This is a genomic window from Euzebyales bacterium (assembly GCA_035461305.1).
Taxonomy (GTDB): Bacteria; Actinomycetota; Nitriliruptoria; order Euzebyales; family JAHELV01; genus JAHELV01.
Genome location: DATHVN010000149.1, coordinates 19068 through 32061 on the forward strand (window position 1 = coordinate 19068; position 12994 = coordinate 32061).

At 72.8% G+C, this 12994-nt stretch carries 14 protein-coding genes; 6 read left to right on the forward strand and 8 right to left on the reverse strand.

All coding sequences use genetic code 11. The features are described 5' to 3' along the window. The 5 genes from VK923_13805 to VK923_13825 form a co-directional block, all read right to left on the reverse strand. Entirely contained in the window at nucleotides 1–597 is a 597-nt protein-coding gene (locus VK923_13805) for a hypothetical protein (GenBank protein HSJ45750.1), read from the reverse strand. Beyond that, complete coding sequence (locus VK923_13810; protein ID HSJ45751.1) at nucleotides 533–1102, reverse strand: FAD binding domain-containing protein; 570 nt, start codon at nucleotides 1100–1102, stop codon at nucleotides 533–535. The genes VK923_13805 and VK923_13810 overlap by 65 nt, the downstream gene beginning before the upstream one ends. 31 nt (nucleotides 1103–1133) lie before the next feature. Next, nucleotides 1134–2174 (reverse strand): molybdopterin cofactor-binding domain-containing protein, encoded by a 1041-nt coding sequence (locus VK923_13815; protein ID HSJ45752.1) that lies wholly within the window; start codon nucleotides 2172–2174, stop codon nucleotides 1134–1136. 258 nt (nucleotides 2175–2432) lie between these two features. After that, nucleotides 2433–3113, reverse strand: coding sequence for a 2Fe-2S iron-sulfur cluster-binding protein (locus VK923_13820; GenBank protein HSJ45753.1), 681 nt, complete (start codon nucleotides 3111–3113; stop codon nucleotides 2433–2435). Between the two features lie 69 nt (nucleotides 3114–3182). Then, nucleotides 3183–3374, reverse strand: coding sequence for a hypothetical protein (locus VK923_13825; GenBank protein ID HSJ45754.1), 192 nt, complete (start codon nucleotides 3372–3374; stop codon nucleotides 3183–3185). Nucleotides 3375–3680: 306 nt separating this feature from the next. Between VK923_13825 and VK923_13830 the strand changes: the two genes are divergently transcribed. Continuing rightward, nucleotides 3681–4433 (forward strand): AzlC family ABC transporter permease, encoded by a 753-nt coding sequence (locus tag VK923_13830; protein HSJ45755.1) that lies wholly within the window; start codon nucleotides 3681–3683, stop codon nucleotides 4431–4433. Then, nucleotides 4430–4744 (forward strand): AzlD domain-containing protein, encoded by a 315-nt coding sequence (locus tag VK923_13835; GenBank protein HSJ45756.1) that lies wholly within the window; start codon nucleotides 4430–4432, stop codon nucleotides 4742–4744. Before VK923_13830 ends, VK923_13835 begins: the two co-directional genes overlap by 4 nt. Here VK923_13835 and VK923_13840 read toward each other — a convergent pair. Then, complete coding sequence (locus tag VK923_13840) at nucleotides 4741–5568, reverse strand: polysaccharide deacetylase family protein (protein HSJ45757.1); 828 nt, start codon at nucleotides 5566–5568, stop codon at nucleotides 4741–4743. The genes VK923_13835 and VK923_13840 overlap by 4 nt on opposite strands. Nucleotides 5569–6185: 617 nt before the next feature. Between VK923_13840 and VK923_13845 the strand changes: the two genes are divergently transcribed. The 3 genes from VK923_13845 to VK923_13855 all read left to right on the forward strand — a co-directional run bounded on the left by VK923_13845 (nucleotide 6186) and on the right by VK923_13855 (nucleotide 11490). After that, nucleotides 6186–9074, forward strand: a complete 2889-nt coding sequence (locus tag VK923_13845) for an FAD-binding and (Fe-S)-binding domain-containing protein (GenBank protein HSJ45758.1) — start codon at nucleotides 6186–6188, stop codon at nucleotides 9072–9074. A gap of 94 nt (nucleotides 9075–9168) precedes the next feature. Next, nucleotides 9169–10683, forward strand: coding sequence for a M1 family metallopeptidase (locus VK923_13850; protein ID HSJ45759.1), 1515 nt, complete (start codon nucleotides 9169–9171; stop codon nucleotides 10681–10683). 174 nt (nucleotides 10684–10857) lie between these two features. Then, nucleotides 10858–11490 carry a hypothetical protein gene (locus VK923_13855; protein ID HSJ45760.1) on the forward strand — a complete coding sequence of 211 codons (633 nt, stop codon included), beginning with the start codon at nucleotides 10858–10860 and terminating at the stop codon, nucleotides 11488–11490. A 289-nt stretch (nucleotides 11491–11779) separates the two neighbouring features. Here the strand turns inward: VK923_13855 and VK923_13860 are convergent, their stop codons facing one another. Together VK923_13860 and VK923_13865 are read right to left on the reverse strand one after the other, a co-directional pair. Next, nucleotides 11780–12007: a hypothetical protein gene (locus tag VK923_13860; GenBank protein ID HSJ45761.1), complete on the reverse strand. Its 228-nt coding sequence runs from the start codon at nucleotides 12005–12007 to the stop codon at nucleotides 11780–11782. A gap of 222 nt (nucleotides 12008–12229) precedes the next feature. After that, entirely contained in the window at nucleotides 12230–12412 is a 183-nt protein-coding gene (locus VK923_13865) for a hypothetical protein (protein HSJ45762.1), read from the reverse strand. Nucleotides 12413–12437: 25 nt separating this feature from the next. On the opposite strand from VK923_13865, the gene VK923_13870 reads away from it, so the two are divergent. Continuing rightward, nucleotides 12438–12740 (forward strand): hypothetical protein, encoded by a 303-nt coding sequence (locus tag VK923_13870; GenBank protein ID HSJ45763.1) that lies wholly within the window; start codon nucleotides 12438–12440, stop codon nucleotides 12738–12740. Nucleotides 12741–12994: the final 254 nt, after the last annotated feature.

The window sequence follows — 12994 nt, forward strand, 5'->3', positions numbered from 1 at the left end:
CTATCGTCGCGTCGCTCCGTCGGAGCGCCCCAGGGCCGACTCCGGGGAGCGAACAGCCCACATGTGGTGATCCGGCTCCCCAGGGATTGGGGCGCGGCGTGGCTGCGGGGAGCGAACGCACCGCACATCGCGATCGCACTCCCCAGGGGGCGCGCCGCGACGCTGCGGGGTCAACGAGCGGTCGCGCGCTCCAGCATCGAGCACCGTACCAGTCAGCAGGGTGAGCTTGTAGCCGGTGCGCGGCAGCGGCGTGGCGCCGTTGGTGGCGACGGCCGCGGCCGCGGTCAGCGCCTCCCGCGTCGCGGGCGAGCCCACGAGCGCCCCCTCGACGGTGGGCAGGCGCAACGGGACCGTCGCGACGCCTCCGACGGCGATCGCCGCGTGCGTGACCACGTCGCCGTCCAGCACGATGCGCGCGACCGCCTCGACCAGCGGCCACACCGCCTCGAACCGGCTGATCGCCCGGAAGTAGGCGGCACGCTCGGCGGGCCATGGGGGGGAAGGTGGACGTGGGTCAGCAGCTCGCCGCCGGTCAGCTGGTGGTCGCCCGTGGGTCGGAGCCGTCGCCCCACAGGTCGGCGACGGCCATGCGGCCACTCCCGGTCACACTGATCTGCGCGTCGCTGGCCAGCAGCGACATGCCGATCGACGAGGGGTGCGGGTGCACGCAGGGGCCGAGGTCGAACACCACTCCCAGGCTGTGGTCGCCCTCGCGCGCCAGGCAGCCGTCGCCGCCGGACTTGAGGCACGACAGCGCGGGGTGACGGAAGTACCAGCACCGGGTGCGCTGCGTCAGGTTTCCCCCGATGGTCGCGACGGCACGGATCTGCGGTGTCGCCAGCCCGGCGGCGGTCTGCGCGACGGCGGCATGGCTGGCGGCCAGGTCCGTTGCCACCGTGGCGACGGTCACCAGCGCGCCGACGGTGACGCCGCCGTCGTCGGCCGGATCGATGCGGGTCAGCTCGTCGAGTGGCGCGAGATCGACGAGCGGCCGGGCACGCACGTCGTGGCGCAGACGCTCCTGCAGGTCGGTGCCGCCCGCCCGGTAGTCACCCGTCGCGGCAACGGCGTCGTCGATCGAGGTCGCGCGGTGCAGTGTCATGCCGGATCCCTCCCGTGCCGCGGGCCGGTCGTCATCGCAGCGCCTCGACGACCCGGTCCGGTGTGACCGGCAGGTCCAGCGGGCGCCAGCCCGTGGCGTTGTGGATGGCGTTGCCGACCGACGCCGCGACGCCGATCGTGGCGACCTCGCCGAGCCCGACGCCGCCGCCCGGGGCGTGCTCCCACCCCTCCTCGTCGAAGTGGACCTCGATCTCGGGTGTGTCGCCGAGCTGGGGGATGCGGGACCCCGCGCCGGAACCGGCCGCTGCCGCGTCCCGACACGGGCCGGTCCCGCCATCGCTGCAGGGTGGCGGCGTGGTCGTACAGCCGCTGGCGCCGCTCGTTGCCGTCCCAGCGCCGCCGCAGCGCCAGCGGATCCTCGCGAGGCGGTGGGCGACCTCGTCGACGGCCTGCTCCAGCGCCCACATCGCGGGTGGGCCACCGGGGCCACGGAACGGCGCACCTGGCGGCGTGTTGGTGACCACGTCGTAGTCGCGGGCCCGGCGTGGCCCGCGCCGTACGACAACGTCGTCAGCGAGGCGGTCAGCGTGCCGATCGAGACCCCGCCATCCTTGACGGTGTCGACGGTCAGCGCCGCGAGGTCGCCGTCGTCGGCGGCGAGCAGCACGATGTCCGTGCGGCTGCCCGGACGCAGTCCGGTGGCCGTCAGCTCCTCGGCGCGGTCGGGGACCACCTTCACCGGCGCACGCGCGCCGCCCGACAGCTCGATCGCAGCGACCCCCTCGGCCGTCAGGCCCTGCTTCGAGCCGAACCCGCCACCGACGTGGGCCGCGGTGACCTCGATCCGGTCGTCGGGTAGGCCCGTGTGCCGTGCCGCGGCCGCCCGCACCTCCTCGACCGCCTGGGTCGACACCCACAGCCGGAGGTGCTGCGCGTCGGACCAGTCGGCGACCGCAGCGTGCGGCTCGAAGCTCGTGTGGACCTGGACGGCCGTGGTGAACGTCGCCTCGACCAGGCGGGGGTCGGCCCGCCGTCGCGCCGCGGCGATGCGACGGTCCGCGACGGGCCCCAGCCAGCTCACCAGTCCCGGACCACGCCGGTTGCCACGCCACGGGATGGGCAGGGCGAAGCCCTCCGACGCATTCGGGGCTGCACGGCGCGCCTCCCGCCCCTCATGGACCAGTGGCGCGCCGTCCGCCACCGCCGCGTCGACGTCGAGCACGGCGTCGTGCGGCGTGATGACGACGACCGCCGCGCGCGCCGCCAGACGGGCGGTCGCCGGATCGTCGGCGGCGAGCGCCGCGAGGGGCTGGCCCACCCAGCGGACCGGGGGTCCGCGGGGCGCAGGTCGACGACCGCGCGGACGCCGTTCAGGGCCCGCGCGGACGCCAGTCGACGCGGCGGACCGTGCCGGTCGCCACGCGCGACCGCACGATCACCCCGTGCAGCAGGCCGGGGAGCACCACGTCGGTCGTGTAACGGGCGGCGCCCGTCACCTTGGCCTTGGCCTCCACACGGGCAGGCGCGACGTCGACCGGGTCGTCGAAGTCTCCGCGGCACGCTGCAGCGACCGCGCGGCGGATGCCCGCGTGCGCCCCGCACCGGCGCAGGTGCCCAGCGAGGGCGTCGGCAACCGTGTTGCGATCGGGCTCGACGGCGCCGTGCTCGGCGCGCCAGCGGTCCACGAAGGCCGCCGCGTCGACCACGAAGCCGGGAGTGCAGTATCCGCACTGCAGACCGTCATGGGCCATGAACGCGCGCTGCACCGGGTGCAGGCCGTCGCCGGCGAGCCCCTCGACGGTCGTGACCGCCGCACCGTCGAGTGCCGTCGCGGGAAGCAGGCACGTGACGGTGGGGGTGCCGTCGACCAGCATGGTGCAGGCACCGCAGACCACACCCCCGCAGACGGACTTGGTTCCTGTGAGCCCGCACCGCTCGCGGATCGCATCGACGGCGGCCTCGCCGCCGCCCACCTCGATCGTGGTCGTCCGCCCGTTCAGCTCGACGGCGACGGCGACGAGGGCGTCGGCGTCAGGGGGTGCCCGCCCCACCGGGCGGAGACGCGTCGTCGGTCTGCGCTGCGTCCGCCATGTGCGCTCGTGCCCGGGACGACTGCGCGGTCACCGCTGCAGGCCGACCATCTGACGGTGGGGACCGACCGGCCCCCACCACCCCGTACCGTACGCTCCGGGGTACGGGATGGCATCGATGCGCCGGTGGGTGTCGAGCAGCGGGGGGCGACAGTTCAGCTCCCGCCCGTACGACATCATGTAGACGTCGGGCGCGGCGTACTCGGGGTGGCGCCGGCGCATCCCGCACTCCCAGGCGTTGTACGGCCGGCACCTGATCGCAGCGGGCGCCGCAGGACTCCAGCCGATCGTGATCAGGTGGTAGCCGACGACAGCGGTCGCGCCGACGAGTCTGCTGGTCTGGCGCTCGAGGAGGTCGCCTAACCCTACGCACCGCCGGAATCGATGACCTAGGTGGCGGGCCCGCAGAGATGGGCAGCATCCACCGACCCCCACACGCCCGATGGTCCGTACCGTGCGAGCAACCCCACGTCGAAGGGTCCACGGGCCGGCAGCGTGACCGTGTCGTGACCCGACAGGAGCGCCGCCATGAGCACCGTGGTCCGCGAACGGCCCCAAAACCTCCTCACGCCGCCCGCACCTGCGCCGCCGGCCACGGCGGCGTCCCTGGTGCGCGCCGCCGGTGCGCGAGCCGGGCTGCGTGACATGGCACCCGTGACCGTGGCCATCGTCCCGTTCGCGATGGTCCTCGGCGTCACGATCAACGCGTCGGTCGTTCCGGACCTCGTCGGCGCGGTGATGACGCCGGTGCTGTACGCCGGCTCGGCGAACTTCGCGGTGGTGTCGGTCCTGGATGCCGGTGGGACGGCGCTGACCGCGGCGTTCACCGCACTCGTCGTGAACGCGCGGTTCACCATGTACGGCGCCGCGTTGGCCGAGCGCTTCCGCGACCAGCCGCGCTGGTTCCGTTGGCTCGGCCCTTCGTTCATCATCGACCAGACCTTCGCGCTGTCGACCGCCAGGACGGAACGAGACCCCGCCTGGTTCCGTGCCTACTGGTTCGCGGCCGCAGGACTGATCGGCATCGTGTTCACCGCAATGGCGGTCGTCGGGATCCTGCTCGGACCGATCGTGCCGAGCGGCATCGGCCTCGAGTTCACCGTCCCTGTGCTGTTCGTCGCGCTCAGCGTGAGCCACGTGCGTGACCGGCCTGCCCTGGCCGCCGCCGTGGCCGGCGCAGCCGTGACCGCGCTCGCGCTCGACCTGCCACACGGTCTCGGTCTGCTCGCCGGCGCCGTTGCCGGTTCCGCGACCGGCGCCATCGCACGGAGGATGTCATGAACGCAGCACTCGCCCTGCTCGGTGCGGCCGCCGGGTCGTACGTCCTGCGCATCGCGTTCGTCACGCTGATCGACGTCGAGCGACTCCCTGACGCCGTGAAGGAGGCGCTGCGCTACGTCGGACCGGCGGTGACCGCTGCGATCGTCGTGTCTTCGCTCGCCCATGGCGAGGGCCGGGCCGGCCTGGACGTGTCCGCCGCGCAGGTCATCGGTCTGCTGGCGGCCGCGGTCACCGCGTGGCGTTCCGGTTCGCTGCTGTGGTCGCTCGGCGCCGGCATGGTCAGCTTCACCCTCGTCGGGCTGCTGCTCTAGGCGAGGTGCTGGCCGCGATCAGCGGTCGAAGGGCTCGAACAGCTCGACCGGGTTCCCGGCGGGATCGTCGAGCCGCACCTGCCGTCCGCCGCGTCCGTGGCGACCGCGCCGAGCAGCGACGACACCGACCGCGCCCGGTAGCCGCGGCGCGACAGGCTCGTCAGCAACCGGTCGACGGTCTCGACGATCCGCCCCCGATCGGCGGTGCCTTCGTGCAGGACGAGGATCGCGCCCGGCCGGACCCGCACGGCCAGGAGGTGCGCCGCGGCCGCCGGCCGGCGCACGGGGTCGCGGACCAGGGTGACCGAGCCGAGCACGCAGCGGTATCCGTGCCGGCGGGCGACGGCGAGCTGGCGCGGCCGGATCCAGCCGGACGCCGGACGGTAGTGGCGCACGTCCCCGATGCCGGACAGCAGCCGGCCGCATCGCAGCAGGTCCCGCTCGAACGCGGCCAACGCCTGGGCGACGGTCGGCTCCGGCCCCATCAGGTGGTTGCCCAACTCGTGGCCGCCGCCGGCGATGCGGTGCAGGATCGCCGGGTTGCGGGCAGCCCGGTCACCCATGACGAAGAACGTCGCCGTGGCACCGTGGCGGGCGAGGACCTCGAGGAGGGCGGGCGTGACGTGGGGGTCGGGGCCGTCGTCGAACGTGAGCGCGACCAGGTGACGGTCGGTCCGGACCTCGAAGAGCACGCCGGGCGCGGCGGCAGCCACCGCACCGGCGGCCCACCGTGGCTGGCGGACCACGACGTCGGCCGACGCGAGCATCGACAGCGCCGCCAGGCGGCCGCTGCGACGCACGTCACGCGGGTTGTCCCTTGTCATCGAGGCCCGCGGATCGTGGACCCGATCTGCGCATGCCCGGAGACCGTCATGCCGTCACACTAGACCCCCGACCAGCTCCGCGTCGCACTCTCGCGCACGGCGGTGTGGCTGACCTGGGGGCAGGGACGCCCGCGGCGGCGCTGGAGACGGTTGCGGCGCTTGACTCGTTCAGGCCGTCGCTGATGCCGAGGACGTCGGTGTGGGCGGCGCGTGATCGTTCTCGCGGCGTGGCCCCGGCAGGCGCGCACGAGGCGGCGGTGACCGATGTGTGACGCCCGAGCTGATCCGGGAGCTCCTCGGTCAGCCCGCGTCGCGCATCCACCGCACCTACGTCGGCCACGACCGCGAGCCCGTGTACACGACCGGCCGTGCCGAGCTCGCGCTGACCGAGCTCGAGCGCGCGCCTCGGGCGCCACCGGGAGCTCGCCGGCGTGCCCTGCAGCGGCACCGGGCCCCGGGGTGCGCGATGGCGAACGCCCTGTTCAGGCGCGCCGTCCGCGACGTATGGAGCTGGCCTGGCGGACGGATCGCGTCACCGGTCGCGATCGAGGCGATGCTGGAAACGCGGGCCCGGGTGATCCGGACCGCACCGCAGGCCAGGAGGAGGTCCACCCGGGATGCACGACCGAGACATGGTTCAGGTCCGTGGGCTCGTGCAGGCCCTGCGTGCGATGGTGCGGGGTGAGGTGGACGCGTCGCGGCGGCGTCGCGCGGAGTACTCGACCGACGCGTCGAACTACCGCGTCGTGCCGCAGGTGGTGGTGTTCCCCCGCGACGTCGACGACGTGCTGGCGGTCGCCGAGGTCGCGCGGCGACACGGCGCGCCGCTGACGATGCGGGGCGGTGGCACGTCTATCGCGGGCAACGCGGTCGGGCCGGGCATCGTAGTGGACACGTCCCGTCACCTGTACCGCGTGCTCGCGCTGGACCCGGATGCGCGGACCGCCCGGGTGCAACCCGGCGTGGTGTTGTCGGATCTGCAGGCGGCCGCGGCGCCGCACGGGCTGCGGTTCGGGCCCGACCCGTCGACGGGGTCGCGGGCGACGCTGGGCGGGATGATCGGGAACGACTCGTGCGGCGCCCACACGCTGGCGTGGGGCCGCACCGCCGACAACGTGGTCGCGCTGGACGTCGTCGACGGCGCCGGCCGACGGTACGTCGCGGGCCGGGGGCTGGACACGGTCACGGGCCTGGCCGACCTTGTCGAGCAGCACCGTGGCGTGGTGCGCACCGAGCTCGGCCGGTTCTCGCGGCAGGTCTCCGGCTATGGGCTGCAGCACCTGCTCCCTGACCACGGCGCCGATCTCGCCAAGGCGCTGGTGGGCACGGAGGGCACCGTGGTCACGGTGCTGGAGGCAACGGTCCGCCTCGTCGCGCCGCCTGCGGCCCGGACTCTGATCGTACTGGGCTACGCCTCCATGGCCGAGGCCGCCGACGACGTACCCGCGTTGGTGTCGCACGACCCGTCGGCCGTCGAGGGGATCGACGCGCGGCTGGTCGACGTCGTCCGCGACCACCGGGGCGATGGAGCGGTGCCGGACCTGCCCGCCGGTGCGGGCTGGCTGCTGGTCGAGGTGGGCGGTGCGACCGTCGCCCAGGCGCGACACCGCGCCGAACGGCTCGCCGCACACGCGGCCACGTCGGCCTCGCGCCTGATCACGTCCGCCAGCGAGGCGGCGACGTTGTGGCGGATCCGTGCGGACGGCGCCGGGCTGGGAGGACGCACGCCGGCCGGCGCGCAGGCGTGGCCGGGCTGGGAAGACGCCGCGGTGCCGATCGACCGGTTGGGAGCGTACCTGCGGGCCTTCGACGAGCTGATGGCCTCCTACGGGCTCGACGGGCTCCCGTACGGTCACTTCGGCGACGGCTGCATCCACGTGCGGATCGACTTCCCGCTCGACACGCCCGCCACCGTGGGCATGTTCCGGTCGTTCCTTCTCGACGCGGCGCAGCTGGTCGCCGCGCACGGCGGATCGCTGTCGGGTGAGCATGGCGACGGCCGCGCCCGCGGCGAGCTGTTGCCGCTGCAGTACTCGCCCGCGGCGATCGACGCGTTCGCCGCGTTCAAGGGGCTGTTCGACCCCGACGACATCCTCAACCCGGGCGTGGTGGTCCGGCCGCGTCCGGTGACGTCGGACCTGCGCCGCCCCCGCGCGCTGCCGATCGCTGCCACAAACGGGTTCGCATTCGGCGACGACGGCGGCGATGTGACGGCGGCCGTGCACCGCTGCGTCGGTGTCGGCAAGTGCCGGGCGGACCTGAGCGGCGCAGGCGGGTTCATGTGCCCGTCGTACCTGGCGACACGGGACGAGCGGGAGTCGACCCGTGGACGGGCGCGGGTGTTGCAGGAGATGACCCGCGGCGAGTTGGTCACCGACGGCTGGCGCTCAGCGGAGGTGCACGAGGTGCTGGACCTGTGCCTGTCGTGCAGGGCGTGCGCCAGCGACTGCCCGGCCGGCGTCGACATGGCCACCTACAAGGCCGAGGTCCTGCACCGCACGTACCGGCGGCGGCTGCGACCCGCGAGCCACTACACGCTCGGCTGGCTGCCGCGGTGGACGCGCATCGCCGAGCTGGCACCGCGGGTCGTCAACCGCATCCTGGCGATGGGGCCGGTCGCGCGGACCGTGCTGACCGCCGGCGGGATGGACCGCCGCCGCACCATCCCCCCCTTCGCGACCCCACCGCTGCGCGACGACCTCATCGCGGACCGGCGCCGCGCGGCGGGTGTCGACGCGGGACCCTTGGGGTCGGTGGTGCTGTGGGTCGACTCGTTCACCCGCGCGTTCGCTCCCGACGTCGCCCGGTCCGCCGCCGCCGTCCTGGCCGACGCCGGCTACGACGTCGCCCTGCCCGGCGGGCGTGCCTGCTGCGGGTTGACGTGGATCTCGACCGGCCAGCTCGACGGCGCGCGCCGCCGACTGCGCCACCTTGCTGACGTCCTCGCGCCGCACGCCGCCGCCGGCACACCGATCGTTGGCCTCGAGCCGTCGTGCACCGCCGTGTTGCGGTCCGACCTGACCGAGCTGCTCCCCCACGACCCCCGCGCCGCCGCCGTCGCTGACGCCGTCCACACCCTCGCCGAGCTGCTCACCGCCGAGCCGCCGGTCGGTCCCGCCGCCTGGGACCCGCCCGACCTGTCCGGCACGACCGTGATCGCGCAGCCCCACTGCCACCAGCACGCCGTCATGGGCTACCAGGCCGACCAGTCCCTGCTGGACCGCGCCGGCGCACGCGTCACCACGCTGGCCGGCTGCTGCGGGCTGGCCGGCAACTTCGGCATGGAGCAGGGCCACTACGACGTGTCGGTCGCCGTCGCCGAGACCGGGCTGTTGCCCGCGCTGCGCGCCGCCGACGCCGACACGGTGTTCGTGGCCGACGGCTTCTCCTGCCGCACCCAGGCCGCCGACCTCGCCGACGCCACGGGCATCCACCTCGCCGAGCTCCTTGCCGACAGTCGGCTGGCCACCACTGTCGGCGGCGCACCCACGCCGGGCCGGTCCTAGCCGATCGACATCGGCCCGCCTGCAGTTCGGACTTCCGCGACAGACATCAGTGTGCCGTAGAGTCCTGCCGTCACAGCGATGCGGGAGGCGCACCATGGTTGCTGTCCGTGCCAGATTCCCGCATGCAGTGCTCCTGCGTGCGGTCGTACTCGCCGTCCTCACCGGCCAGGGGAGCGCGATCGCGGCGCCGAGCGCTCCGGGGGGACCGCGCTACACCGCAGGCGTGCCGGGGGCCGGCGACGCCTACTTCCCGTACGCCGGCAACGGCGGATACGACGTCCGTCGCTACGACCTCGACCTGGACTACACGCCACCCTCCCCATCACCCGCGCCACTGACCGGCCACCTCGACGGCGTCGCCACCATCGACCTCGTCGCCACGCAGGACCTCGACCGGTTCAACCTCGACCTGCGGGGATTGGACGTCTCCTCCGTGACGGTCAACGGCAAACCCGCGGCCGAGGTCGCGCCGCCGGCGGAGGGCGAGGAGGTCGAGGGCGCGGCGTACTGGCAGGTCCAGGACGACGCCGCACGCGTGTGGGAACTCACGATCCAACCTCGCCCGAAGCTCAAGGCTGGCAGACGCGCGGAGGTCGTCATCGGCTACGGGGGCGAGACGACGCGTCCGCGCGACATCGAGGGCTTCCTATACGGCTGGGTGACGACGCGTGACGGCGCGATGGTCGTCGGTGAGCCCGAGGGGACCATGACCTGGTACCCGGTCAGCGACCACCCGACGGACAAGGCGACGTACACGTTCGAGATCACCGTGCCCGAAGGCAAGGCGGCCGTGGCCAACGGCCTGCCAGCCCGCGAGCCGATCACCGCGAACGGCCGGACCACGTGGTTCTGGGACGCGCCCGATCCGCACGTCAGCTACCTCACGACCGCGTCGGTCGGCGACTACGAGCTGCGCGCCTCCGAGACGGCCGATGGCCTGCCGGTCATCGACGCGATCGACGACGGCCTGACCACCGCCCAACGCGCAACCACCGAGACGAGCCTCGCCCAGCAACCCGCGATGATCGAGTTCTTCGCATCGCAGTTCGGTGCCTACCCGTTCAACTCCTACGGCTCGATCGTCGACGACGACAGCGTCGGCTACGCGCTCGAGACCCAGACCCGTCCCGTCTACTCCCGCCAGGCGAGCGAGAGCACGGTCGCGCACGAGCTCGCACACCAGTGGTTCGGCAACACGGTCAGCCCGCAGCGCTGGCAGGACATCTGGCTCAACGAGGGCTGGGCGACCTACTGCTCGTGGCTGTGGGCCGAGCACGACGGGGGACCTACGGCGCAGAGCCAGTTCGAAGAGGTCATGGCCATCCCGGCGGATGACAGCTTCTGGGACGTCGCGATCGCCGATCCGGCCCCGACCGGGCTGTTCGTGGACCCGGTCTATGACCGTGGCGCGGCGACGCTGCACGCACTGCGGGTCAAGATCGGCTACGACGCGTTCTTCGCCGGCGCCAGGCTGTGGCTGGAGCGCTACGAGGACGGTGACGCCACGACCGAGGACTTCGAAGCGGTCTACGAAGAGGTGTCCGGGCTCGACCTGGCGGCCTTCTTCGATGTGTGGCTGCGCCAATCGGAGAAGCCGACGTCCGGGTAGCACGACGTGCGCGTCGTTGGCGTCGTTGGCCTCGTCGCCTCCGGCCGACGTCACCCTGCGGGGCACCCCTGCGCTGAGACACCACGCCGGATGCTGGTGGGCGACGGCCGATGCGCACTATGGTGACGCTACATCATCTCGGCGTCCCGCGGGCCGGGACGAAAGGGATCAGACGTGACTCAGACCCCGTCATCATCGCTCGACATCGGCGCGGCCTTCAGCGCCGGATGGCGCGGCTTCACCGCCAACATCGGCCCACTGGTCATCGTCGCGCTCATCCTGTGGGTGGTGACGGGCGCGGTCAACTGGCTGTCCACCGACACGACCGGCGTGATCCGGTTCCTCGCCTCGGTCGTGTCGTTCTTCCTGGGTCAGCTGGTCGCCATCGTGTGGATCTCCCTGGCGCTGGCGATCATCGACGGCCGGCCGATCAGCGGTGAGTCCTTGCTGCCGGACGGTTCGACGTTGATCTCCTACATCATCGCCTCGCTGATCTTCTCGGTGATGTTCGGGATCGGCCTTCTGCTGCTGATCATCCCAGGGCTGATCGTCGCGGTGGTCTTCGGGCTGTACGGATGGGCCCTGGTCGACAAGGGTCTTGGCCCGATCGAGTCACTGCGCGAGAGCAGTCGCCTGACCGCCGGCCACCGCGGCCAGCTGTTCCTGTTCGTCCTCGCGGCGATCGGACTCAACATCCTCGGCCTGTTCGCGCTGATCATCGGTGTGCTGATCACGTCGGCGATCACGCTGATCGCTGCGGGTCATGTCTACCGTCAGCTCGACGGGTCGCTGCAGCCCGCGGTCTGACACGCGTCGGGGTGCGACGGTCGACGACCGCCGCACCCCGTGGTGATCGACGCCATCCGTGACGGCTCGACGGCGCCACGCTGTCGAAGGCGCGGTCCGTGTCGCCACCGACCGGTCCGTGCCCGCCGACGTTGTGACCGAGGTCGTCCGACGACGGCAGGAACGAGGGCGGCGGGCTGTACACGAACGACACCCGCCCGTCAAGGCCACTGCGCTCCGCCAGGCTGCGCGCACGCTCGACCGATAGCCGTCACCATCCACCCCGACGACGTGGCTGTGCGGATAGTGCTCAGCCAGGCGGAGCACGCCCGCACCGGCGCCACACGCGGTGTCGACGATCCGCCCGCCCGCCCGCGAGCCGCTCGGACAGCCCCGGCACCCGGTCCAGCCCACCGGGGACCAGCCGGGTGTAGAACGGCGTCCCCGTGCCCGCGACGTTTGCGATCCATGCGTCGCTGGTGTCACTCCACCACATCCGCTCACCCGTGGGCAGCACCCGCTCGAACCGGTCGAACATCTCCGGCTGCTCCATCACCGTGAAGACCCACCCACATACGCAGGCGACGTGGTGTCGCGCAACAACGTGGCCATGTGCGGCGCCAGCCGGTACCGCCCATCGTCGCTGCGCGTGCAGACCCCGGCGGCCAGCGCCGCGCGGCACCACACCGACGCATAGAACCCATCCACCTCAGGCCACTTCACCGCGCTGCGACGCGGCGTGCCGCGCAAGTCGCCGTCGCTACTGTCGCAGCGCCTGCGGACGCTGGTACGCGCCGGTGTGATCGAGCGGCGCGAGGACGGCAACCGCGTCACATATGAGCTGACCGCAGCCGGCGAGAAGCTGCGACCGGTGATCGAGGCGCTCGGCAGCTGGGGTATCCGGTGGATCGGCGAGCTCGGAGAAGAGGACCTCGATCCACACCTGCCGCAACCTCGACCTCGACGCGATGCCCGACGGCCGGACCGTGCTGCACTTCGCGTTCACCGACGTCGATCCCCCTGGCGACCGGTGGTGGCTGGTGGTCACCGGTGACGAGGTCGACGTCTGCGACGACGATCCCGGCCACCCTGTCCACGTGACGGTCGAGAGCGGACTGCGGACCCTGACCCGCGTGTGGCGCAGCGACATCGCGTGGACGGAAGCGGTACGGGCCGGCACGATCGACCTGGCCGGCACCACCCACATCCGCCGCATGGTCGGCGACTGGCTGCGGCTGTCGCCGTTCGCGGCGGTGCCCCGCCCGGCCTGACCGCGATTCGCGTGTCCTCGTGCCGCGCTGCGCTCTCAGCGGACGCGTGTCGCAAGCGAACGTGTCGCCCAGAGCCCCGCGGCTGCAGACGTCGGGCGACGCCGTCGTGCGGATCCCTGCTACTTCGAGAGCTGGCCCCGGATCGCACCAGCAGGGAACACGTCGCTGTGGACGTTGACGTAGTAGCTCGTCGGGTCCTGCCGGATCGCTTTGATCAGTGCGCTGTCGACATCCTCCACGCAGTCACTGGCTGT